General features: G+C 66.0%; 17 protein-coding genes. 2 read left to right on the top strand and 15 right to left on the bottom strand.

The features are described from left to right. Window positions 1-91 precede the first annotated feature (91 nt). Window positions 92-1708, top strand: coding sequence for an ATP-binding protein (locus ACL58G_RS01225; RefSeq protein WP_440964723.1), 1617 nt, complete (start codon window positions 92-94; stop codon window positions 1706-1708). Here the strand turns inward: ACL58G_RS01225 and ACL58G_RS01230 are convergent. Next, a complete protein-coding gene (locus ACL58G_RS01230; protein WP_413386278.1) occupies window positions 1683-3149 on the bottom strand; it encodes an FAD-binding oxidoreductase in 1467 nt (488 codons plus the stop codon). The two genes, ACL58G_RS01225 and ACL58G_RS01230, sit on opposite strands and share 26 nt — an antisense overlap. Before the next feature lie 169 nt (window positions 3150-3318). Here ACL58G_RS01230 and ACL58G_RS01235 point away from each other — a divergent pair, with 169 nt between their 5' ends. Beyond that, window positions 3319-4452: a choice-of-anchor Q domain-containing protein gene (locus ACL58G_RS01235; protein ID WP_440964724.1), complete on the top strand. Its 1134-nt coding sequence runs from the start codon at window positions 3319-3321 to the stop codon at window positions 4450-4452. 9 nt (window positions 4453-4461) lie between these two features. On the opposite strand, the gene ACL58G_RS01240 is transcribed toward ACL58G_RS01235, so the two are convergent. The 14 genes from ACL58G_RS01240 to ACL58G_RS01305 form a co-directional block, all read right to left on the bottom strand. Beyond that, the gene (locus ACL58G_RS01240) at window positions 4462-4971 is read right to left on the bottom strand and encodes a nuclear transport factor 2 family protein (protein WP_413386276.1); all 510 of its coding nucleotides are present in this window, start codon (window positions 4969-4971) and stop codon (window positions 4462-4464) included. 25 nt (window positions 4972-4996) lie between these two features. Beyond that, on the bottom strand, window positions 4997-5635 hold the full coding sequence (locus ACL58G_RS01245) for a DUF3313 family protein (RefSeq protein WP_413386275.1): 639 nt from the start codon (window positions 5633-5635) through the stop codon (window positions 4997-4999). Between the two features lie 97 nt (window positions 5636-5732). Beyond that, window positions 5733-6350 (bottom strand): type VI secretion system-associated protein TagF, encoded by a 618-nt coding sequence (tagF, locus tag ACL58G_RS01250; RefSeq protein WP_440964727.1) that lies wholly within the window; start codon window positions 6348-6350, stop codon window positions 5733-5735. Further along, window positions 6347-9871, bottom strand: a complete 3525-nt coding sequence (tssM, locus tag ACL58G_RS01255; RefSeq protein WP_413386273.1) for a type VI secretion system membrane subunit TssM — start codon at window positions 9869-9871, stop codon at window positions 6347-6349. The genes tagF and tssM overlap by 4 nt, the downstream gene beginning before the upstream one ends. 19 nt (window positions 9872-9890) lie before the next feature. Further along, complete coding sequence (locus ACL58G_RS01260; protein ID WP_413386272.1) at window positions 9891-11198, bottom strand: DotU family type VI secretion system protein; 1308 nt, start codon at window positions 11196-11198, stop codon at window positions 9891-9893. 21 nt (window positions 11199-11219) lie between these two features. After that, window positions 11220-12551, bottom strand: a complete 1332-nt coding sequence (gene tssK / locus ACL58G_RS01265) for a type VI secretion system baseplate subunit TssK (RefSeq protein ID WP_413386271.1) — start codon at window positions 12549-12551, stop codon at window positions 11220-11222. A 36-nt stretch (window positions 12552-12587) separates the two neighbouring features. Then, window positions 12588-14075 (bottom strand): type VI secretion system-associated FHA domain protein TagH, encoded by a 1488-nt coding sequence (gene tagH / locus ACL58G_RS01270; RefSeq protein ID WP_440964730.1) that lies wholly within the window; start codon window positions 14073-14075, stop codon window positions 12588-12590. A gap of 44 nt (window positions 14076-14119) precedes the next feature. Next, the gene (locus ACL58G_RS01275) at window positions 14120-15595 is read right to left on the bottom strand and encodes a serine/threonine-protein kinase (protein ID WP_440964732.1); all 1476 of its coding nucleotides are present in this window, start codon (window positions 15593-15595) and stop codon (window positions 14120-14122) included. Window positions 15596-15609: 14 nt separating this feature from the next. Next, the gene (locus ACL58G_RS01280; RefSeq protein ID WP_413338463.1) at window positions 15610-16488 is read right to left on the bottom strand and encodes a c-type heme family protein; all 879 of its coding nucleotides are present in this window, start codon (window positions 16486-16488) and stop codon (window positions 15610-15612) included. Between the two features lie 37 nt (window positions 16489-16525). After that, window positions 16526-17350 carry a hypothetical protein gene (locus ACL58G_RS01285; protein ID WP_440964734.1) on the bottom strand — a complete coding sequence of 275 codons (825 nt, stop codon included), beginning with the start codon at window positions 17348-17350 and terminating at the stop codon, window positions 16526-16528. A 7-nt stretch (window positions 17351-17357) separates the two neighbouring features. Next, entirely contained in the window at window positions 17358-19328 is a 1971-nt protein-coding gene (locus ACL58G_RS01290) for a type VI secretion system Vgr family protein (protein WP_440964735.1), read from the bottom strand. A gap of 19 nt (window positions 19329-19347) precedes the next feature. Next, window positions 19348-19737, bottom strand: a complete 390-nt coding sequence (locus ACL58G_RS01295) for a DUF4280 domain-containing protein (protein ID WP_056126754.1) — start codon at window positions 19735-19737, stop codon at window positions 19348-19350. Between the two features lie 10 nt (window positions 19738-19747). Then, window positions 19748-20749, bottom strand: a complete 1002-nt coding sequence (locus tag ACL58G_RS01300) for a hypothetical protein (RefSeq protein ID WP_440964737.1) — start codon at window positions 20747-20749, stop codon at window positions 19748-19750. A gap of 33 nt (window positions 20750-20782) precedes the next feature. After that, on the bottom strand, window positions 20783-21793 hold the full coding sequence (locus ACL58G_RS01305) for a hypothetical protein (protein WP_413386264.1): 1011 nt from the start codon (window positions 21791-21793) through the stop codon (window positions 20783-20785). Between the last annotated feature and the right edge of the window lie 29 nt (window positions 21794-21822).

Below are 21822 nucleotides of genomic sequence, written 5' to 3' on the forward strand. Positions count from 1 at the left end.
GTCATCGATTTGGCGCATGAGTGTGGCTATTTGTCCCAATGCGTCGAAACCATTTGTAATTACCGGGAGGAACCTGCAAGAATAAATTACCATGCCGAAACTAAATTTCTCCGAGAGAAAAACCGAAGAGCCAGCGCTCGCAGCGCTGGCGCAAGGATTACGTCGTCTCACCGCGGACGCCAGTGTGGAGACACTGCAGCAGGAAACGGTGGCCGTTGCGGTGTCGCTGTGCGGCGCCGAGCGCGGATACTGGGCGGCCGCCGGCGAGACGGCCTGTATTGGAGACACGACCTGCTTCGCGGTCGGCGACGGCATGGTCGTGCTGGAGCATGCGCCGGCAGTCGACGCCGCGCTGCTCGACATCCTCGCCACCGCGGCGTCCATCGCGCTGACGAACGCGGCCCTGCGGGAACAGAGCCGGCAAGACCGGTCGGCGACCGGACTGGCGTTCGAACACACGCTGCTGCACACCCTCGTCGACAACATCCCCTTCCGCATCTACGCCAAGGACCGGGACAGCCGGTTCCTGTTCGGGAATAACCGCATGGCCCGCCTGGCCGGCGTCGAGACGCCGCCGCAACTGATCGGCAAGACCGACTACGATTTCTTCCCGGCCGAGCTGGCGACCAAATACTTCGCCGACGAAAAGCAGGTCATGGATTCCGGCCAGTCGCTGTTCGATTACGAGGAATTGGTCGAGGACCAGGACACGGGCGAATTGGGCTGGACCGTGACGACCAAGGTGCTGCTGCGCGGCGCGGACGGCGCGGTGAACGGCATCGTCGGCATCGGCTACGACATCACGCAGCGCAAGCAAATGGAAGAGCGCCTGCGCGAGCGCACGCAGGAACTGGAAGAGGCCAATGCGCGGCTGGAAGCGGAGAAGGAACAGCAGCAGGTCCTGATCCGCAAGCTGAGCGACATGCAGGGCCAGCTGCTGCAGTCCGAAAAAATGGCCTCGATCGGCCTGCTGGCCGCCGGCGTCGCCCACGAGATCAACAATCCGCTCGCGTTCATCAGTTCGAATTTCGGCGCGCTCGAACGCGACGCGAAAGACATCCTGAAGCTCATCAGCGCATTCGAAGGTGTCGAAGGGCTGCTGCCGGGCGACGCGCGCGCGCCGGTCGCCTTCATGAAGGAAGACATCGGGCTGGACGACATCCGCCAGGACCTCGACGCGCTGTTCGCCGAATCGCGGGAAGGCCTGCAGCGTGTCAAACACATCGTGCAGAACCTGAAGGATTTCTCCCGGCCCGGCGGCACGGAAAAGGAAATGGCCGATCTCGAGCAGGGATTGGACAGCACCCTGAACGTGGCCTGGAACGAAATCAAGTACAAGGCGGACGTCGTCAAGGAATACGCCGGCGTCCCCGAGCTGTATTGCCTGCCCTCGCAGATCAACCAGGTCTTCCTGAACCTGCTCATCAACGCGGCCCACGCCATCGAGGGCAAGGGCACGATCATCGTGCGCACCGGCCATGACGAGAAGGTCGTCTGGGTCGAGATCGAGGACAACGGATGCGGGATCGCGCCGGCGCACCTCGATCACATCTTCGAACCCTTCTTCACGACGAAGCCCGTTGGCAAAGGGACCGGGCTCGGGCTGTCGATCGTGTACGGGATCGTGCAGGGGCATCAGGGCACGATTGGTGTGAAGAGCGAAGTGGGCAAGGGAACCGTGTTCAGGGTGGCGTTGCCGCGGACGTAGCCCAGCTGCGCCGCAACGCGCCCTGTTCGGCCGCGCCCCACAACACCTTGCCGGGGTTGAGGATGTTCTGCGGATCGAACACGCGCTTGATGGCCCGCATCAGTTCCACCGCGGGCAGCCCGGCTTCCTGCACCAGGAAATCCATCTTGTGCATGCCGATGCCGTGCTCGCCCGAGCACGTGCCGTCGAGGCGGATCGCACGGGCCACCAGCCGGGCGTTGAGCAGTTCCGCGCGTTCGCGCTGCTCGGGCTGGTGCGGATCGATCAGGTAGCCGAAATGGAAGTTGCCGTCGCCGACATGCCCGACCAGCGAATACGGCACGCCCATCTCGTCCGCTTCGCGCACCGACTCGAGCAGGCATTCCGCCAGGCGGCTGATCGGCACGCAGGTGTCGGTGCTGATCGCGCGGCAGCCGGGTAGCGAGGCGATGGCCGCGAAATAGGCATGGTGGCGCGCCGTCCAGAGCCGCGACCGCGCTTCGGGGTCGGTCGCCCAGGCAAACGCCGCGCCGCCGTGCTCCCCCGCCAGGGCCTCGACCGTTTCCGCCTGTTCGCGCACGGAAGCCGGCGTGCCGTGGAATTCCATCAACAGCATCGGTTCTTCGCGCAGATCCAGCTTGCTGTACCGGTTCACCATCCGCACGGTATTCGCGTCGATCAGCTCCATGCGCGCGATCGGAATGCCGGATTGGACGATGTCGATCGCGGCGCCCACCGCGTCGGCGATGCCCGGGAACGAGCACACGGCCGCCGACTGCGCTTCCGGCAGCGGATGCAGGCGCACGACGATCTCGGTGAACACGCCGAGCGTGCCTTCGCTGCCCACCATCAGCCGGGTCAGGTCGTAGCCCGCACTGCTCTTGCGCGCACGCGTCCCGGTATGCACGATCTCGCCCGCGGCCGTGACGACCTGCAGTGCGAGCACGTTCTCGCGCATCGTGCCGTAGCGTACGGCGTTGGTGCCGCTGGCACGGGTGGCGCACATGCCGCCGATCGACGCGTCCGCGCCCGGATCCACGGGGAAGAACAGCCCCGTGCCCTTGAGGGCCTGGTTCAGCTGCATCCGCGTCACACCCGGCTGCACGGTGGCCGTCATGTCCGCGGTATCGATGGCGAGCACGCGGTTCATGCGGCTCACGTCCAGGCTGATGCCGCCCCGTACCGCCAGCAGATGACCTTCCAGCGACGACCCCGCGCCGAACGGGATCACCGGCACCGCGTACCGGCCCGCCAACGCGAGCAGCGCCTGGACGTCCGCGACGTCCTCGGCGAACACCACCGCGTCCGGCGGATTCACGTCCACGAACGACGATTCGTCGCGGCCATGCTGTTCGCGCACCGCGGCGGCGGTCGAGCAACGGGGGCCGAAGCGGGCTTGCAGTTCGGCTAATAACGGTGTCGGCAGGCCCTGGTCCGGGGCTGGGGTCATACGGTCATTCATTCCAAATTCCTGGTGATGTTGGTGTGTTCAGAAAGATTGTCTCACTAGCCGGCGATTTCTTTCTTGAAGGATTGCTACGCCACAGAAATTTTTCGCCAAAAAAAGTGAACTTAGGAAGTTTCCCTGCCTCAAAGCTTACTCATTAACTTGCTGAACCAGGCTTCTCCCGATGAAAAAAACCACTGTTTTCGCTTCCAACATCCGTGCAAACGTTCTCCTGTCCTGCGGCGCCGTCGTGCTGCTCGCAGCGGCCCCGATGGCTTCCGCCGTCGCCAAGGATTTGTATGTCTCCACAACCGGCTCCGACTCGAACCCCGGAACGCAAACCGCGCCGGTGAAGTCGATCGCGCGTGCCGATGCGCTCGCAAGCGCCGGCACCGTCATCCACGTTGCCGCGGGCACGTATCGGGTCTCCGCGCCCGCGCTGGACAATGCCGGCATCAAGACGAGCAAGAGCGGTACCGCAACCGCCCGCATCAAGTTCGTCTCGGACGTGAAATGGGGCGCGAAGATCATCGTGTCGGGCACCGGCATCACGTGGGATTCGCGCGGCAGCTACGTCGATATCGACGGTTTCGACATCTCCGGCTCGGGCCGACACGGCATCCTGGCCGCCGGCGCGAACCTCACGATGACCAACAACTTCATCCATGACCTGACCATCAGCGGCGGTTGCAACGGCAGCGGCGGCGCGGCCATCGATACCTATGGCCCGGTCGGCGGTGTCGTCATCGACCGCAACGTGGTGCGCAACATCGGCGCTTCGATGATCGGCAAGTGCAATACCGTGCAGGGCATTTACATCGCGAACGCAAACAATGTCGTCACGAACAACCTCGTCTCGGGCGTTGCCATGGCCGGCATTCAACAATGGCACGGCGCGACCGCGTCGACGATCGTCAACAACACGGTCTTCCGCAGCAAGGACGGCATCCTGCTGGGCCAGGGCGATGCCGGCACGACCACGGGTTCGGCCAACAACTACGTTGCCAACAACGTCGTGTATGACAACACGACCTACGGCATCGTCGAACTGGGCAAAATGGCCGGTAACAACCGTTATGTGAACAACCTGGTGGCAAAAAGCGGCACCGCCATGCGCGTGGCGGGTAGCGTCAGCGGCACGATTTCGTCGGATCCGCTGTTCGTGGCCTACCAGGCCAACGGCACCGGCAACTATCGCCTGTCGAGCAGCTCGCCGGCGATCGACCGCGGTACGTCGACGTCGGCACCGCGAGTCGACCTGATGCTGGTGGCACGCCCCCGTGGCGCGGCCGTCGATATCGGCGCCTACGAGTTCTAAGACGGCTCTTTACTTCGCTGGCGCGGGCGCATCGACGTGCTCGTAACTGAAAATGCGTGAGATGCGCCACTGCTTCCCCTGCAAGAGCATCAGATGCGAAAAGTTCGCATGCCCCGCCAGCGTCTCGGGTGCGCCCGCAGGCCGCGCATAGAACCGGTGTTCGCCGGTGACGATCGCGCCATACAGCGTCTCGCCCTGGCGCATCGGGAAAAAGCGGATCGTTCCCGGCACGGCTTCACGACGCAATTTGACCGGCGCGCTCTTCATGCCGTCGTTCACCGCGGACAGCGCCTTCTTGCCGATTACCTTGCCGCCACGGTCGTGATAGAACTCGACATCCGACGCCAGCCAGGCGTTCATGCCATCCGGATCGGCGCGGTTATAGGCTTCCCAATAGGCCTTGTCGGCGGCCCGTGCGCCGGCATCCCATGCGGTATCGGCGGCCGGCTGGGCCAGCGCGGCGGTGGATGCCATGGCAAGCATGGCGATGGATGTCGATACGAAGCCGCGCATGAACATGAATCCTCCGGTAAGAATCCATGAATTATAGCTGTGCAGTATTCACGGGCGTTGTATCCCGCCACGCGCCATCGATACGCTCGATGCACGTCGTGATCGCGGCCTTGGCGTGACCGAGCACGGTATATGAGGCGAAGAATTCGGTGAGGACGTTGCCGTGATCGAAGCAGGTCGCCGCGCCAATGCGGCGGCCGGTGCTGTCGTCGACGGCTTCGAACTCCAGGCTCGCGCCGCCGGTTGTGACAGGACCGACCAGCAGCAGCGTCATCGCATTGACCATCCGATTGGGTGTTTGGAGTTCGGTCACCGCCACGCGCAGCCGTACCCGGCCTGCCGCGCCTGGCGCCGCCGGGATCTTGCTCACCTGACGATGCAGTTCGGCGTCGACATAATCCAGGACTTCGCGCTGCTGCGCGTCGTCGAGCCCTTCGATGCGGCCGGAACTTGTCTTGATCAACGGATGTTCCACCACGACTTCGGCGTACCGGCCCGGGTCGAAGCCGGGCTCGCGGAACATCAATACATGCTCGTATCGCGTCGGCGCAAGCGTCTCATACGTGTCGAGGAATCCCGAGCGCGTCATGCCGTTCGTCGCGCACCCGGAAAGCACCCCCGCTATGCACAGCAACAGTCCGCCGCGGATTGATGCGCTTTGCTTGTTCATGGATGGACTCCTCAATCAAACCGGATATACGGTTTGATAATTTTGCGCGTCCACCCTTGGCGGCAGTTGGGGCGCCTCAAGGGAACCACTCAACGGTTCAATGCCGGGTACCGTCCAACATCGCTGCAAATCCTTGCGCTCGCGGCATCCCGGCACACGTGAGCATCGTCGGTTCAACGCCCGGCGAACCCGCCGTCCACCACAGGCTATGGCCTTGCAACGCCGCCGCGGCGATACGCTCGCCCACGTTCTCGTCCAGCGCAAAACGCCATGTGCCATTCACCGGCACAGGCTGCGCATCCTTCGCCACCCCAGGCTCCGGCATGCCATCGAACTGCGCCAGCCCAAACGCCGGGTCCAGCGACGCCCGCGCCAACTCCTCGATCGCGTCATACCACGCCACATGCTTGTGAAACCAGTCCAGCAACGGCAGCGCACCGACAGCACCGATCATCAGCGGAAAGTAGCGCCCGACGCGATCCACGCTCGGCATCATCACGCCGCCCAATCCTTCCGGCCCAAGTACCCCGGGCGCAATCGCAAACCGCCATACCGGACTGGTGAGATAGTGATTGAGCCACTGATCCCCAAGCTGCTGCTGGCTCGCGTGAATGCACTGCTGCAGCCACGCATCCCAGGCCCCCACCAGCCCGTCCGGCAACCCGCGCGACACGAAGTCACCGAGCGTGGAGACCTTGCCGAAGTACCCGGTCACAGCTTGTCCACGCAGCGGAACTGTTCCAGCACGGCGCGGCGGAACGGGTTGACGACGCTGCTCGCGGTCAGTTCCAGCGCGGCCTTGCGGCCATCGGCATCGAACGTGACCTTGTAGCGCTCGCCCTGCGCCGTCGGTTCGACCGTCGCCTTGTCGAGCATGCGGAACCACGCCCACGGGCCTTCCGTGTGAAGCGAGCCATGCGCGCTCGCGGGCGTGACGTCGAGACGTACCTGCCCGCTGCCCTTCCCGCTCGGCAGCTGGAACGATGCCGGCGCCAGCGCGCCCGGCGCCGCGGTCAGCGCCTGGCCGTCGATGTCGAGCACGAACTTCGTGATGGCCGGGTCGAGCGCCACCGGCTTCAGGTCGAAGCGCATCGAGGCCTGGCGGCCGCCGTTCGCGAAGAACGCGTCGCGGATTTTTGCCGCGCGCTGGAATTCGTCGAGCGTGGATTGCGGGATGCCGAGCGTGCCGTCGTTCGCGGTCGCGCGCCAGCGCCATTGGGCGCCGCCCATGTCGACGTATTGCGCGAGGTTCTTCGCGAAGAAGTCGTCGATCAGGCCACCCGGCGCGAACATGCGGCCGAAGTCGTCGGCGGTGACGTCCTGCGCGGCGGACTTCACGATCGGGTAGCGACCCGCGACGGCCTGGCGGCAGAACTGCGCCGGGCCCGCGGTCCACAAGGCGTTCAGGCGTTCGCGTTCGCTGCCGGACGTGAGGCCCGCGCCGCCGTTGTCGATCGACTTCAGCATCGTTCCCAGCGGGGCCGGCTTGCCGTCCGCTTCCAGCTTCACTTTCGCGAGCGCGTCGCCCGGCGGCGGCGGTGCGCCCGTGCGCTTGGCGGCGGCGGCGCTGTCCAGGTAGACGGCGACGTCCTTCAGCATGCCCAGCGACTGGTCCAGCGGCGACGGCGTCCCCGTCGTCATCTTGTGCAGGTCTTCGAAGTGCGCGTCGACCGGATTCGCGGCCTTCACCGGTGCGGCGGGCGCGGCATCGTCCGTGCTGGCCATCGCGCTTTCCAGCTTCTTCTTGTAGGCGTCCAGCTTGCCCCTGACGGCGGCCGTGACCGATGCGGCCATGGGTGCCTTCGTGCCGCCCAGCGTCGTCTCCTTGCTGGCCGCGACGAGGAATTTACGCATCGGCGACTCCGCGCCGGACAGCAAATTGGTGATGCGCGCGCCCTGCTCCAGCGTGCCGAACGGACGCAGGCTCACGTCGGCCAGCAGCGCATCCCATTGCGCGATGTAGTCGTCGTAGTACAGGCGCAGCACGGCCTGGCGGACCTGGTCGCGGTTGCCGGCCTGCGTCGCTTCCTGCTGCGCGAGCACCCAGCGTTCCTTCTCGACGTCGTCGACGGCTTCGTTGCTCATCTCGAGGAATCGCGCGTAGCCGGCGGGCGAGTACATGCCGTTCACGCCGCGCGTGATCGGCTCTCCGCTCTTGCGGACGAAGACGTTCGCGGCCTCGCGTCCGCCCGCGCTGGCGGGGCTGAATTCCGGCAGCTTCTCGCGCATCAGCTGGCGCTTCAGGCGGTTGTAGACGCGCTGTTCGAGCGGCATGCGCGCCAGCGTCAATCGCGTATCGCTGATCAGTTGCGGATCCAGCCGCGGCATCGCCTGGCCGTCGCGGAAGTTTTCCATCAGCGCCAGCTCGTGCGCGGCCAGCGCTGCTTTTTGATCGTCGTTCGCGTCCTTCAGGTTGCGCGCATCGTCCAGCGCGGCCCACGCGGCGACGGATTCGGCGTCGAAGTGGCTCGCGTCGCCCAGCATCAGATAGACGCGCAGCACTTCGTACAGGTACTCGGGACTGTTGGCCGCGCTCCTGCGCAGCTGGTCTTCCATGCGCTGCTGCAGGCGCGGCAGCAGCGTGTCCTGCAGCACCTTGCGGTAGGCGATGCGCGCGGCCTCGCCCAGCTTGTCGCCCTGGTACAGGCCGAAGCGGTTCAACAGCGGCGCGCCCTTGTCGCGGTCGTCGTAGCCGCCCGGCAGCGTGCGCAAGGCGTCCAGCACGGGCAGCAGTTGCACCGTCGATCCCTGCGCGGGCAATGCCGCCACCTGCTTGGCGATGTCCGCCGATTTCGCTTCCATGTCGGCGACGTACGCGCGGTTGCGCACATAGCTCGTGATCATGCCGGCCCCCAGCAGTACGAAGGCGACGGCGATTGCCGCAACCGCGCCCCACTGGATCACGCGCCGGCGCTTCTCCAGCGCGTGGTTCACGCCGGCCAGTTCGGCCTCGGGGAAAATCACCTGCTGCAGCAGGTTCGTGATGAAGTAGCTGCGGCCGCTGGCGGCGTTCGGCGCCAGCGCTTGTCTCTCCAGGCCGAAGGACGCGGCCATCGCACTCATCACGCGGTCCAGCGGGCTGCCTTCCTGCGTGCCGCTGCTGAAGTACACGCCGCGCAGCAGCGCCTGGCGTTCGTAGCGGTTCGATGCGAACACGTCGTCCAGGAAGCGTTTCAACACGTCCTCGATGCCGGCGAACTGCTGCGGGAAGCTGTAGACGAGCGCGCGCTTGTGCGGATCGCGCTCCTGCTGCATGCGCGCCAGCACGCGTTCCTGCAGGCGCTGTTCCAGCTGTTCGAATTCGGCGGGGAACGCGGCAAGCGCGGCGTCGCCATCCATGCCGTCCTGCAGCGGGAACGTCATGCCCCACACCTGCGCGCGTTCCTCGCGGCCCAGCGCATCGAAGAATTCGACGAAGCCGCCCAGCAGGTCGCACTTCGTCACGAGCACGTAGACCGGAAAGCGCACGCCCAATTGATCATGCAGTTCCTTCAGGCGGTCGCGGATCGCTTGCGCATTTGCTCGACCTTCTGCTTCCGTGTCCTGCAGCAGGTCGCGTAGGGGCACGGTAACGATCACGCCGTTGATGGGACGGCGGCGGCGGTATTTTTTCAGCAGTTGCAGGAAGCCCGTCCATGCGGCCTTGTCGGCGCCGGCGTTGCTGTCCTGCGTCGTGTAGCGGCCGGCCGTATCGAGCAGCACGGCGTCGTCCGTGAACCACCAGTCGCAGTTGCGCGTGCCGCCCACGCCTTTGACGCCGCCTTTGCCCAGCGCGTCGGCGAGCGGGAATTTCAGGCCGGACTGCGTCAGCGCCGTCGTCTTGCCGCTGCCCGGCGCGCCGATGAACATGTACCACGGCAGCTGGTACAGGCCGCCCTTGCCGCCCGTCTTCGCCTTCTTCAGGATCGCGATGGCGTCCTGCATGCGCTTGTTCAGCTGCGCCACTTCGGCGGCGCCTTCCTCGGGTGCGGGCGCGGATTTCGCATCCTCGCCGGCCACGCTCTTCATCAGTTCGCGGTTGGCGCGCCACGCCTTGAACCAGCGCCAGCCCAGCCAGCCGGCCCACAGCGCGAAGACGATGAGGATGAACGTCCAGCGCACCGTCTCCGATGCGAACGGATAATGGCCGTCGTAGGACACCAACGGTAACTCGAACCAGATGACCAGCGCGAGCAGCAGCGCGCCCAGGAAGGCCAGCACGGCGGGCTTGATCAGCCAGGTGAAGAACTTTTTCATTGCGGTTGTCGTGTGGGTCTCAAGGTGCGGTGGCAGGCGTCAGCAGGACGATCTCCACGCGGCGGTTGCGCGAGCGGCCGGCCGGCGTGTCGTTCGACGCGAGCGGTTCGGAGTCGCCGCGGCCCTCCACGCTGTAGCGCGCTTCCGGGCCGGCGCGTTCGGCCAGCAGGTCGCGCACGGCGGTCGCGCGGGCCTTCGAGAGTTCGTAATTGGACGGGAAGCGCGCCGACAGGCCGGGTTTCGTATTGTCCGTGTGGCCCACGACGATCACCTTGCCGGGCACGGTCTTCAGCGCGTCGCCGATGCGGCCCAGCAGGCCGAGGTATGCCCCGGAGACGTCGCCGCTGCCCGATGCGAACACGCCGTCGCCGCGCAGGGTGACGACCGAGCGGTCGGCGCTGTCGACGACGGTGACGAGGCCTTGCGCGATTTCCGGTGCAAGGAAGCCGGCCAGGCGCGGCACGGCCGGTGCCGGAGCGGCAGGCGTCGCGACCGGCGGCGGCGCGGTCTTCAGCGACAGCAGGTTCGCGAACACCGGATCGGACGCATTGCCCAGGCGATGGCCGAGGAACAGCTGCAGCAGGATCAGGATGACCGCGGCGCCGGCGGCCATGATCCAGACGGGGACCATGCGCCACAGCGGCTCGCCCTTGCCGGTGGCGCCTTTCCAGTGCGGCGACAGCTCGGTTTCGACCGGCGTCTTCTGCTGCGCGATCAGCTGCTGCAGGCGTTCGCGCAGCGCGTCCAGCTGGCTGCGGCCGTTGTCGATGACGCGGTAGCGCCCTTCCAGGCCAAGCGCGAGGCACAGATACATCAGCTCCAGCGCATCGACGTTGTCCTTCGGCGCCTGCGACAGCTTCTGCAGGATCAGGAAGAACTTCTCGCCGCCGAACGCCTCGTTGTGGAACGCGACGAGCAGGCTGCGGCTGGCCCACACGCCGCCACCGCCCCACGGCGTCGACGAGATGGTCTCGTCCAGCAGGGTGCACAGCGAGTAACGCGCGGCCGCGATCTGGTCGTGGTTCACGTGCGCGGCCTTGGCGCTGGTCTCGAACGTCTTGATCGCCTGGATCAGCTGCATGCGCAGCGCTTCCACGTCCGGATGCGACGCCATGCGGCGCAGCGGCGGCACGAGGTCGAGCAGCGGATTCGCGGCGCGCACGAGCGGATTCAGGCCCACGCCGTGCAGTTGCGCCGGTGCGCCGGCGGATTGGGGACGCGGCGGCTCGGCAGCCGGCGGCTGGCTGGGGGCCGTGCGGCGCCCGCCGGGTGCGGGCACCAGCACGGTGCGGTCGGGGTCCTGCATGGGGTTCGTTGGATCGCTCAAGCGGTCCTCCTGCTCATTTGCTTATTTGCGGATGGCCCAGAACTCCATCTGCAGGCCCGGGTACTCGTTCGGGATGTGCATCGCGAAGCCGACGGAGTTCTGCAGCTGGGTCCAGTGCTCGCCCGCCTTGTCGAGTTCAAAATACGTGTAGCCGGCGTGGAACGGCAGCTGGCGCGGCGCCACGGGCAGCGCGCGCAGGGCGATGCCCGGCAGCTGCAGGTTGACCAGGTCGCGGATCTTTTCGATCGACCCGATCTTGACCATGGCCGGGAAGCCGCTGCGCACGGCTTCCGGCGGCATGTGCGCGTTCACCGCGAGCACGAACGTCGCGGTGCGCAGCAATTCCTTGTCCGGCACGACGGCGACGCGGATGCCGAACTGGCGCTCTTCCAGCGCGAGCGCGACGGCGCGCGGGTCGACGACGAGCGACAGCGCCGCGCGCACGTCCTCGATCAGCGGCGCGAAGCTTTCGTTCAGCCGGTCGTGACGGTACACGGGATACGTGGCGGCGCGCTTGTCCGGCCGGCTGAACGTCGACAGTTCGCCGGCCAGCTGGGCCAGTTCCGCATACAGCCGCTCCGGATGCAGGCCCGTCATGCCGGCCAGGTGGCCGAACAGCGGCAGGCTGCGGTTCAGGAGCTGCAGCATCAGGAAGTCCGCGATCTCGGCGGCGCCGGCGACGCCGGGCTGGCTCAAGCGTCCGGCCAGCGCCTGCGCACGCTGGCCCAGCAGGCCGACCAATTCATCGGCAAAGGCCGACAGGCGCGGCGCGACGCGGAAGTCCAGGCACGGCGGGCAGTACGCGGGATCGAGCACGACGCGGTTGTCCGGCCGGCGCTCGATCACGCGCGCGATGCCGAGGGTCGTGTACGCGTTGACGACATCCTTCTCCAGCGCGACGCGCAGGCGCAGGCTGCCCACCTGCATCAGCGCGCTGTTGTCCAGGCCATTGCTGTCCATCGCCTCGTAGTCGACGGGGCGGTGGCGCGCGAAGTTGTCGGGGCCCGGATCGTCGCCGGTCTCCGCGATGCCCATGCGGCGCAGCGGCAGCGCCAGCACGATCAGCGCGTCGCGCGCATCGTCGGGGATGTCGAGCGGCTCGGGCAGCGCGTCGTCCTGCGGCAGGTTCAGCGTGGTGCCGTCCGGGAGTACGGCGCTCGCCGCCAGCAGCGCGAGCTTGCCCTGGGCGAGCAGTTGTTCGTCGATGACCAACTTCGTGAAACCCCACGCGTAGGCGCGCACGCCCGCGACGCGTTGTTCGATCACGCTGTGCAGGTAGCGGTCGTGCTGTTGCAGGTGCTGGGGCTGCAGCAGCATGCCCTCCGACCAGATGACTTTACTATTCCAGGACATTCGTTGGCAGTGGTTGGAGTATCGGTTGATGGGAGGTCAGCGGCGCGCCTGGCGCAGCCGCGCGACCTGTTCCTCGTAGGCCTTGCCGAACGCTTCGCCGAACAGGCGATGGAAATCGCTGTCCGCCTCAACGGCCATTTGCGTGTACAGCTCGACCAATCGGTCCCACATCTTGGCCTTGCGGTTCGCCGCGAGCATCTTGTCCATCACGGTCGGCACCTGCAGCCGCGCCTCGATGGCGGCCGGGTCGAAGCGGGCGAGCACGCCTTCCAGCGCCGCGCGCATGCCGGCCATGATCGCCAGCTCGTGCGCCTTCAGGTCGTCGAACGCGTTGGCGAACGCGCGCGCCGGCTGCATATAGCCCGGCATCGTCCCGTTGATCATCTGCGTCAGCGCGCTGTCCGCGTCCGGGAAGAATTTCAGCGGATTGTTGGCGGCGGCCGAGATCATCGTCATGTCCAGGCGGCTCTCGCGCTTGGTCATGGCACGGCCCATCAGCACGCCCATCGTGCCGGCCGTCGCTTCGCGCAGCATGGCGCCGGCCAGTTCCGCGATCTCCTCGGCGCTGCGTTTCGTGTTCAGTTCGGAGAGACCCAGGCCGCGCATCAGGGCCTGGATCACCGGGTCGTCCGCGGCCGTGGCACCCGGAGCACGGGGTGCAGCCGGCACGGGCGGCGGTGGCGGCGGCGCGGGCATCACGGGCGGTGCCGTCACGGGCGGCGCGCTCGGTGCGAACGCGGTCGCTTCGGCCTGTTCGACCCGCAGCGGTGCCGGCGCGGACACCGGCGCCGGTGCTGCCTGCACACGCGGCGGCAGGAAGTCAGCCAGCGGATCGTAATCGTCCGGGATCGCGATCGCCGCTGCGGCCCGCGGCTGGGGCGCCGCAAAGCTCGGCACAGGCGCGGGCGCAGGCGGCGCCGCAAACGGCAACTGCTCCGGCGGCACGTGATCGCTCTCGGCACCGCGCCAGGCCGGCACGCTGGGCGCGGGCGCGGCGGCTGGCGCCGGACTGCCGAACAGATTCAGGCCGAGCGGATCGAAGCTCGGGTTCAGCGGATCGCCGCCCACGTCCAGGATGCCGGCATTCGCCAGCGAATCGTCCGGATTCATCGGCAGGTCGGGCGTGACCGGCGGTGGCGGTGGCGCAACCTGCAGCGGCGACGCGGGCAAAGGTGCAGGCGCTGCGGCCGGCATGAACGCCGTCGCCTCGCTCTCCACACTGACCAGCAATTGATAGTCGCCGATGGTGACGCGGTCGCCGTCTTCCAGCTGCACGGAGCGGCCGGTGCCGACGGGGCGGTCGTTGACGAGGCTCGGGTTGCTGCCGACGTCGACGAGCCAGAAGCCCTCGTCGCGGTATTCGACGCGCGCATGCAGGCGCGAGATGTACTTGCCGGGATCGTCGAGCACCAGGTCGTTGCCGGGCGCGCGGCCGATGGCGCCGCCCAGCTGGTCGAAGCGCCGCGTCAGCGCCTGGGCCGGCGCCGCGTTGCGGTACATGTAGACGCTCAGAGTGATGGGCATTGGGGTCCTGAAGGAATCGATCGATTATACAGTTGCATGGTGACTCAACTCCGCCCCACATCCTTCAAAAAGCGTGCCCGTTCCTGCGGGTCCGGCAGGTTTTCGGCCAGCAGCCGATAGAACTCGTCGGCATTGCCCGTCATCCTGGACGCGCGCTTGACCAGCACTTTCGCGATCGGGCCCACGTACACGGCCAGCTTCATCTGCGCCGCCTCCATCTGCTCGGGGCTCAGTTGCAGCAGCGTCGGCATGCCCGTCATCTGCGTCAGTTGCGTCTTCGGCGCACCGGCCTGGCTGCGGCCGCTCATCGTGGCCAGCGTGGACAGGCCGTGCTTCTTCTTGATCTCGCGGACGCTGTCCCGGAACTGCGTGCGGCCCGCATCGGAACCGATGTGCGGCAGCAGGCGGTTGCACAAATCGTCCAGGTCGGCGGCATCGCGCGCCGCGTTCTTGAGCACCAGTTTCGCGACGGGGCCGATCTGCGTCGACAGCGCCGTCTGCAGGTCCGGGGCCAGGCCGTGCAGCCACTCCGGCGCGCTGGTCAGGCTGGAGGCGCTGCCCGTCGCCGGCATGCTCTGCGACGCGCCGGTGGGATGCGCGGGCCGCGCCGGCTCGGGCGCGGCCGGGCGCTGGAACGCGAGCACGGTGCGCTCGTTGTCCTCGTCGGTGAGCGGCACGCCGCCCGTTTGCTGCATGTACGCGGCGTTCAGCGCGTCCAGGAAAGCCTGCGCGTTCGGGTAGCGGTCTTCGATGCGCTTGGCCATCGCCTTCCCGAGCACCGCGTCGAACGCGGGATTCAGCGACGGCTGGCGCTCGCTCGGGCGCGGCGGCATCTCGTGGATGATCTGGTGCATGACGGTCGACGCCGGCCCGCTGAACGGCCGCACGCCCGTCAGCATCTGGTACAGCACGATGCCGACGGCGAACAGGTCGGAGCGGCCGTCGACGGTCTCGCCCTTGAACTGTTCGGGCGACATGTAGCTGGGCGTGCCGATCACGGCACCCACTTGCGTCAGGGTCGACGACTCGATCTTGGCGATGCCGAAGTCAGTGATCTTGACCTGAGCGTCGCCCGTGATGAGGATGTTGGCGGGCTTGATGTCGCGGTGGACGACGCCGCGCGCATGCGCGTAGTCGAGCGCGCGCAGCAGCTGCGTGATGCAGGTGATGCTGGCCGCGAGGTCCATCGGCACGTCCTTGACGAGGAACGCATTGAGCGGCGTGCCGTCCACATATTCCATCGCGATGTACGTCGTGTCGGCGTACGCGCCGAAGTCGTACACGGCGACGATGTTCGGGTGCACGAGGCGCCCCGACGCCTGCGCTTCGTTGCGGAAGCGGGCGACGATGTCCTGTTCGTGCAGGCCGTCCTGCAGGCCGTCCAGCAGCTCGTGCCTGATCGTCTTGAGCGCGACCGTGCGCGCGATGTCGGCGTCGTACGCCTTGTAGACCACACCCATGGCGCCGCTGCCCAGCACGCCGTCGATGCGGTACTTGCCTATCCTGTCGATTGTTGCCATTGACTTTGTCCTGCTTACTCTTCCAGCATCTTCAGCGCGCTGTTCAGGCTCGTACGCATGCGGTTGAACGAGCGACCCAGGCCGCTGATCTCGTCATTGCCCTTGACGTCGAATTCGTCCGCCTCGAACTTGCCCATGCTGACGTCGTCCGCGACCGTCGCCAGGCGCTTGATGCGGCGCGTGACGAACAGGTGCACCATCACGTTGAGCGCGATGAAGACGGCGACGAACACGCCGAACAGCGACGCCATGAACGTCTTGAAAATCGAGTTGGCGCGCGCCAGCGGCACGGCCATCGGCACCGAGATCACCTGCGCGCCCACCACTTCGTTCAGCTTCCAGCCGAAGCCGTTGTTCGGGCCGTAGATGTCGACCATGGTCTTCGGCGCTTCGGCGGCCGTCGTGTGGCAGCCCAGGCAGACCGGATCCTTGATCTGCAGCGGGCGCGCGATGTACAGGCTGCGGCCCGTCGCGGTATCGCGTTCGCCGACGAATTCCTTCATGTCCGGCTTGTTGCGCAGCGTCTGCACCACGTCCACTTCCCAATCCGACGCCTTGTCGCGCAAATTGGTCGGGTTCAGCGTCGCTTCCTTGTACGAGAAGTCCGGGTACGACTTCAGGATCACGTTCAGGTTTTCGACGGCGGAATACGACGGCACCGACTGCGGGTGGAACTCGAACTTCATCTGGTTCTTCAGCAGCGGCTGGATCTGGCTCGCGGTGTAGCCGCGCACGCTCTTGGCCGCTTCCAGCAGCAGGCGGGCGTTCTGCACGGTTTCCTCGCGCGCGCTCTCCTTGAGCAGGCGGTCCGCGACGACGCCGGCGGCGAGGAAGCCGACGGCGAAGATCGACACGAACACCAGGTTGAATTTGGCGGCGATCGAAAGTTTCATGTTGTGTTCTCCTGATTGAATTCCTGGTGGCGCGGCGTCAGAACAATCCATTGTCCGAACGCCGGGCCGGGTGCAGCACCGGCTTCCAGTCCGGGCCCTGGCCGAGCGCGCGGTCGAGCTGCTTGCGGAAGTCCGGATCAAGCAGGCGCGGCTTGAACCGCGCCACGAAGCGCCTGCGCGCCGGCAGCGTCGACGCCAGCCAGTCGTCGACATCGGCATACGCGGCGTCGCGTTCCTTCACGGGGGCCACCTTGCCGGCATTCTTGACGCCGGGTACGCGCGCCAGGTGGTCGCGGAAGGCCAGCGGCATTGCGCTCACGAAGGCGCGCGGCGGGCGGCTCGTCACCAGTTGCCGCTTGTCGGCGTCGATGCCCGCGTATTGTTCGACGGCGAGTTTCAGTACCGTGCCGGCCCTGGAAACCTGCTGCTCGCCCTCTTCCGCGAACACGGCCTCCAGGCCGCCGCCTGCATGCACGATCGTGGAACCGGTCGGCACGGTCACCTGCAACGCGGGCGTGACGACCACGGCGCGGCGGCCTTTCGCATACACCTTGGCCCAGCCCTGCAGCAGTTCCAGCTCGACAGGCGAGTCGCCGTCCGCCGCCATGCTCGCGACGAGCACGCGGCTCTGCGGGCCCAGCGCGACGATCGCGTCCGCGCCCGCCTCGACCTGCGCGCCGGCGGCCTCCGTCTCGAGGATGTCGTCCTTCTGCACCGCGACGCCGCTGCCGGCCTTGTACACGGCCGCGCCGCGGATCAGGCGCACCGGCTGCTCGGCCAGGGTCAGCACGGCGCGCGGCTCCGCGGCCCGCAGGGCGGTGGCGACGAGCATCAGGCAGGCAAAAAGAAACCGGAATCGCATGGCAGCCTCAATTGATCTTCACGAGCGCGCCTTCGATGGTCATCACGGCACCCGACTTCACCTGCATCATCGCACCCGCCTTGATTTCCGTGTTCGCATCCGACTGCACGGCGATCTCCGGCGCCTTGATCGTGATCTTGGCCGCCTCGATCTTGATGCTGCTGCCGCCGACCTTCAGCTCGATCGACGTATTCGCCTCGATGACGATCTTGTTGCCGACCTTGACGCTCTGGTTGTTGTCGACCTTGCGCGTCTCGTCGTTCTTGACCGTCGTGGACAGGTTGTTGTCGATGGCGACGGTCTGGTCGTTCTTGACGTGCACCTTGCGGTCGTTGCCCACGTCGAGGCTCTGGTCGTTGGCGATCTCGATGGTCTGGTCGCCCTTGTCCGTCTTCTCGAAGCCGACCTTCAGCGTGTCGTTGTTCTTCACGACGCGGTTGAAATCCTTCTCGGCCTGCACGAAGATCTCTTCGCTGTCCTTCTTGTCCTCGAAGCGGATCTCGTTGAAGCCGTTGCCGCCCTTCGACGTGTTGGACTTGATCGTCGATTTCGTCTGGTCGGCCGGCAGCGTGTACGGCGGCATGCTGTCGCTGTTGTAGACGCAGCCCGTCACGAGCGGCCGGTCCGGGTCGCCCTCGAGGAAGCTGACGACGACTTCCATGCCGACGCGCGGCACGAACATCATGCCCCAGCCCTTGCCGGCCCAGCCCTGCTGCACGCGCACCCAGCACGAGCTGGTCTCGTCCGACTTGCCGTCGCGGTCCCAGTGGAACTGCACCTTGATGCGGCCGTACTTGTCGGTCCAGATCTCCTCGTTCGCCTTGCCGACCACCATCGCCGTCTGCGGCCCCTGCACGATGGGCTTGCGCGCCGTCGGCGGTGGACGGTAGCTGTGTTCCTTGCCGATCGCCACGAAACTGCATTCGAACCTGACGCCGTTGCCGCCCCCGTTGGAGCGATAGTCGACGCCGGTGATCGACGTCTCGGCCGACGTCACCAGGAACGTGCGGTTCTGGTCGTCGCGCGGATGGCCGGACAGCGAGAACAGCGCGCCCGTCGTCACGCCGCGCGCGCTCGCGGCGGCCTCGATCCGTTCGCCCTGCCCGTGCAATGCCTCCATGCGCGCGCGGGCGAAGCCGTCGCCGGTCGCGGTGACGTTGTAGCGGCCGGGATAATCGTAGTGTTCGTAGCTCTTCTGCCCGAACGGCGCGGGCACGCTGGCCTTGGCCACCAGGCCGCCGCTGAGGCTCGACGACGCCTTCTCGAAATCGAAATCGTCCAGCACCATCATGCTCGGCTGGATCTCGCCGCCCGGATGCAAGCGCGTTACCGCCTCTCCCAGTGCGTTGGACGTCATCTCCTCGTCGCAGAACGGGATGGTGTCGTAGCCGCTCACCGTATCGTGCGCACCGTAGCCGTCGGCCAGCACGATCGTGTGCTCGCCGTCCGCATGCGTGAAGTAGAAGTAGATGCCCTCTTCCTCCAGCAGGCGGCAGACGAAGTCGAAGTCGGACTCGCGGTACTGGACGCAGTATTCGCGCGACGCCGGCGTCATGGTCACCCGGCTCTCGTCCAGCGCGATCGCACCGTATTCCTCGATGACGTTCTTGACGATCGCGATTGCGTCCAGGCCCTGGAAGATGCGGCAATTGGTGCTGCGCGTCAGCAGCCACAGGGCCGGACGCACGATGGCGAGGTAGGACGGCAAACCGTCGCGCCAGCCCTGGTAGGCAAAGCGCGTGACGATGCCGTGGAAGTGCCGCTTGCCGCCCTGCGGCAGGTCGACGCTCACCGTCATGCCGGTGCCCAGGACGTCGGCGATCCCGATGTCGCCGCGCCTGGACGCCAGCTCGATGCGGAATTCCGACAGGCGTCCCAGCGCCTCGCTGCATTGCATGCTCTTGAACAGCAGCACGTCGCCGCCGAGGACACTGCTGACGGCGACTTCACGATTGGCTTGGGTAGGCAGGAGAGGCATTGCGCTGACAAAGGCTAGGTTAAGGAATCATGGTCTTGACGGTGCCGGCATTCGTGAAGCCGATCACGCCGCCCCAGTTGCACATGCACTTGGAGACGTTGTCGAGCGCCGGCATGTTGGCGATGAGGACCGTGGGCGCGCCGGGCACCCACGGCGCGGACGTCGCCGGCACGCACGGCATGGGCGTGAGCACGCCCAGCGCCGCGGCGGTGGCGGCGGCCACCGTCGGATTGGCCGGCGAGTTGCACACCCCGAACGGCATGATGTTCACGAGCGGGATGTGGTCCATGATGTTGGCGGCGGGCGGGCCCTCCGCGAGCACCTTGTTCTTCGGCAGGACGACGAGCGACGACGGTGCGGCACCGAACGTGCAGGTCATCATCGCACCCATGGACACCTGGTTGGGCATATGCTTTCTCTCACGCGATGGACAGGAAACTGACGTCCAGTTTTATCTTGTCGGTCCGGCCCTGCAGGACGTTGTCGAGATTGGTCGCCTGCGCGCCCTGGCATGCATCGCACATCGCGTTCTCCGACACCACCTTGTTCGTTTTCAGGCCGAGAATGGCGACGTCGATCGAGCTGACCGTATCCGCGACAAGGATCTGGCGCAGAAGCATGCCCAGCCGCTCGAACTGGAAAATCTCCATGTGTGTCTGGTCGCCTTCCTGCTTGCGCATCGTCTGGGCCGAATACGCCTTGTTATGCCGCATCATATTGCCCGTGAAGCTCACGACGCGCAGGATCTGGCCGAACGCGTTCGCGATATCCGCGACCATTACCCCGAGCAGGCACGAACCGCCCGAGTCGACGTCGAGGGTAAAGAATTTCTGGTCGGCCTGGATTTTATTCAGCTTCGAAAGCCGCTTGCTGGGCGGGACATGGCTCTCCTCATCGAGGTAGGCGAGGAAGCGTTGTTCTGCCGTTTGCAGGCCGCTCCAGTTTCTCGACGTATCCCCCGCCAGCCGGAACGCCGGATAACCACCACCGTGCGTGATGCTGGTGAGCGTGATTCCCGTCTCATGCAGCGAAGCCAGCGATTTTCCGGGCATGGGATTGGTATTGGCATAACGCGCCGCCGCAATTCCTTTTCCCAGCTCCTTGACCAGCAAGCGCACGAAATAGGACCGGCCCGTGTTGATGTTGCCAAACGTGGAAATGGCGTGACCATTGCAGTCATAGTCCCGCATGCTCCATCCCTTGGTCACGACCAGCCGGTGCACGAGCCACTCGGCCTCGGGACCGGACAATTGAACCTCCTCCGTGGGGTTGGCAGGGAGCGTCACGACGCCTCTCAGGCCGCGCCGTGCAAAGATCCATTCCCAGCCCTCCCCCTCGTAAACTGCCGAGACGAATTGGTGAAATTCCCACTCCTGGGCACAATCGTCGATGACTTTCTCGACCACGGTTAACAGGTTCATATCCAGGTCTCCAGATCAGGTGGCACGAACGAATCAGGGCAGACGCACGTCGAGCAGATCGAACACGACATCGATCGGCGTCGCGATGCCGCCGCCATCCTTCCCACCGCCATGCATGATGCCGATGATGTCGTTGTCGGCGTTGAACAACGCCGAGCCGGAATCGCCCGGAATCTGGAATTCCTCGCGCAACCCGGTGACCTTCACTTCCAGTTGGCTGGCGAAGTTGATGTCGCCGCCAAAACGCGCGTGCGGCACGGTCTTGTTCGCGGCGACGTCGACGATGCGTCCCGTCGTCACGCGCGAGGCCGTACCGCGTTTCCATACCTCGTCCCCGACGCGGACGACGCTGGAGCTCAGGCGCAGGGCCGTGCCTTCGGGCGTCCTGTTCGCAAAGAGGACGCCCGGTTCCAGATAGGCGACGGCGGCATCGATGCGGTGGTCGAGGATGCCGCGGTCATAGGTCGCGACCTTGTCGGAAACGCTGCCGCCGTTCCCTTTCGACGGCTGCAGGATGATGGGCTTGTCGGTGTTGGTGGACCCGAATTCGGCGCGCATCACGTGCTCGTTCCCGAGGATCATCGGCCGGTTCGTCCTGTTACACAGAACAAAGCAGGCAATGCTTCCAGGGCCGGCATGGTTGCCGCCGCTGATGCTCACGCCGATGAGCAGGGGACGGTGGCGGGCCAGGTCCGGCGGGCTTGGATTGGCCGGGTCGAGGCTCTTGATCAGTTTGTTCAGGCTCGACAGCACCTGGAACGACAGATCGCCTTTGTAATCGTTGACGATCTGCGTGAACGTACGGCGGTTGTCGGCCGGGATGAACAAGGCTTCGAGCAGGCCGATGGCCCGGATCAGGTCGCGAATCTCCTTCGTCGCTTCCTTTTTCATATGCAGGCTGTTGCTCAGCGCCGCCCGGGCCTGCGTCGACAATTTGCCGAGCTCCGTGTCCAGGCGTGTCAGCAAGACGTCCTTGTACGACGAGCTCGTCTTCTTGATCGTGGCCTTGATTTCCTTCAGTCGATCATCAGCGCTTTTATTCATGAGTGGTTTCCTTGTTATTGAAGATCCGC

The sequence above is a fragment of the Massilia sp. GER05 genome (assembly GCF_052056005.1).
GTDB lineage: Bacteria > Pseudomonadota > Gammaproteobacteria > Burkholderiales > Burkholderiaceae_D > Telluria > Telluria orientalis.

Bases quoted from the DNA above. Each gene is read 5' to 3' on its own strand.
- ACL58G_RS01235 (WP_440964724.1), top strand. From the start codon at position 3,319: ATGAAAAAAACCACTGTTTTCGCTTCCAACATCCGTGCAAACGTTCTC.
- ACL58G_RS01305 (WP_413386264.1), bottom strand. From the start codon at position 21,793: ATGAATAAAAGCGCTGATGATCGACTGAAGGAAATCAAGGCCACGATC.
- ACL58G_RS01295 (WP_056126754.1), bottom strand. From the start codon at position 19,737: ATGCCCAACCAGGTGTCCATGGGTGCGATGATGACCTGCACGTTCGGT.
- ACL58G_RS01290 (WP_440964735.1), bottom strand. From the start codon at position 19,328: ATGCCTCTCCTGCCTACCCAAGCCAATCGTGAAGTCGCCGTCAGCAGT.
- ACL58G_RS01300 (WP_440964737.1), bottom strand. From the start codon at position 20,749: ATGAACCTGTTAACCGTGGTCGAGAAAGTCATCGACGATTGTGCCCAG.
- tssM (WP_413386273.1), bottom strand. From the start codon at position 9,871: ATGAAAAAGTTCTTCACCTGGCTGATCAAGCCCGCCGTGCTGGCCTTC.
- ACL58G_RS01280 (WP_413338463.1), bottom strand. From the start codon at position 16,488: ATGAAACTTTCGATCGCCGCCAAATTCAACCTGGTGTTCGTGTCGATC.
- tssK (WP_413386271.1), bottom strand. From the start codon at position 12,551: ATGTCCTGGAATAGTAAAGTCATCTGGTCGGAGGGCATGCTGCTGCAG.
- tagH (WP_440964730.1), bottom strand. From the start codon at position 14,075: ATGCCCATCACTCTGAGCGTCTACATGTACCGCAACGCGGCGCCGGCC.
- ACL58G_RS01285 (WP_440964734.1), bottom strand. From the start codon at position 17,350: ATGCGATTCCGGTTTCTTTTTGCCTGCCTGATGCTCGTCGCCACCGCC.
- ACL58G_RS01230 (WP_413386278.1), bottom strand. From the start codon at position 3,149: ATGAATGACCGTATGACCCCAGCCCCGGACCAGGGCCTGCCGACACCG.
- ACL58G_RS01245 (WP_413386275.1), bottom strand. From the start codon at position 5,635: ATGAACAAGCAAAGCGCATCAATCCGCGGCGGACTGTTGCTGTGCATA.
- ACL58G_RS01275 (WP_440964732.1), bottom strand. From the start codon at position 15,595: ATGGCAACAATCGACAGGATAGGCAAGTACCGCATCGACGGCGTGCTG.
- ACL58G_RS01225 (WP_440964723.1), top strand. From the start codon at position 92: ATGCCGAAACTAAATTTCTCCGAGAGAAAAACCGAAGAGCCAGCGCTC.
- ACL58G_RS01240 (WP_413386276.1), bottom strand. From the start codon at position 4,971: ATGTTCATGCGCGGCTTCGTATCGACATCCATCGCCATGCTTGCCATG.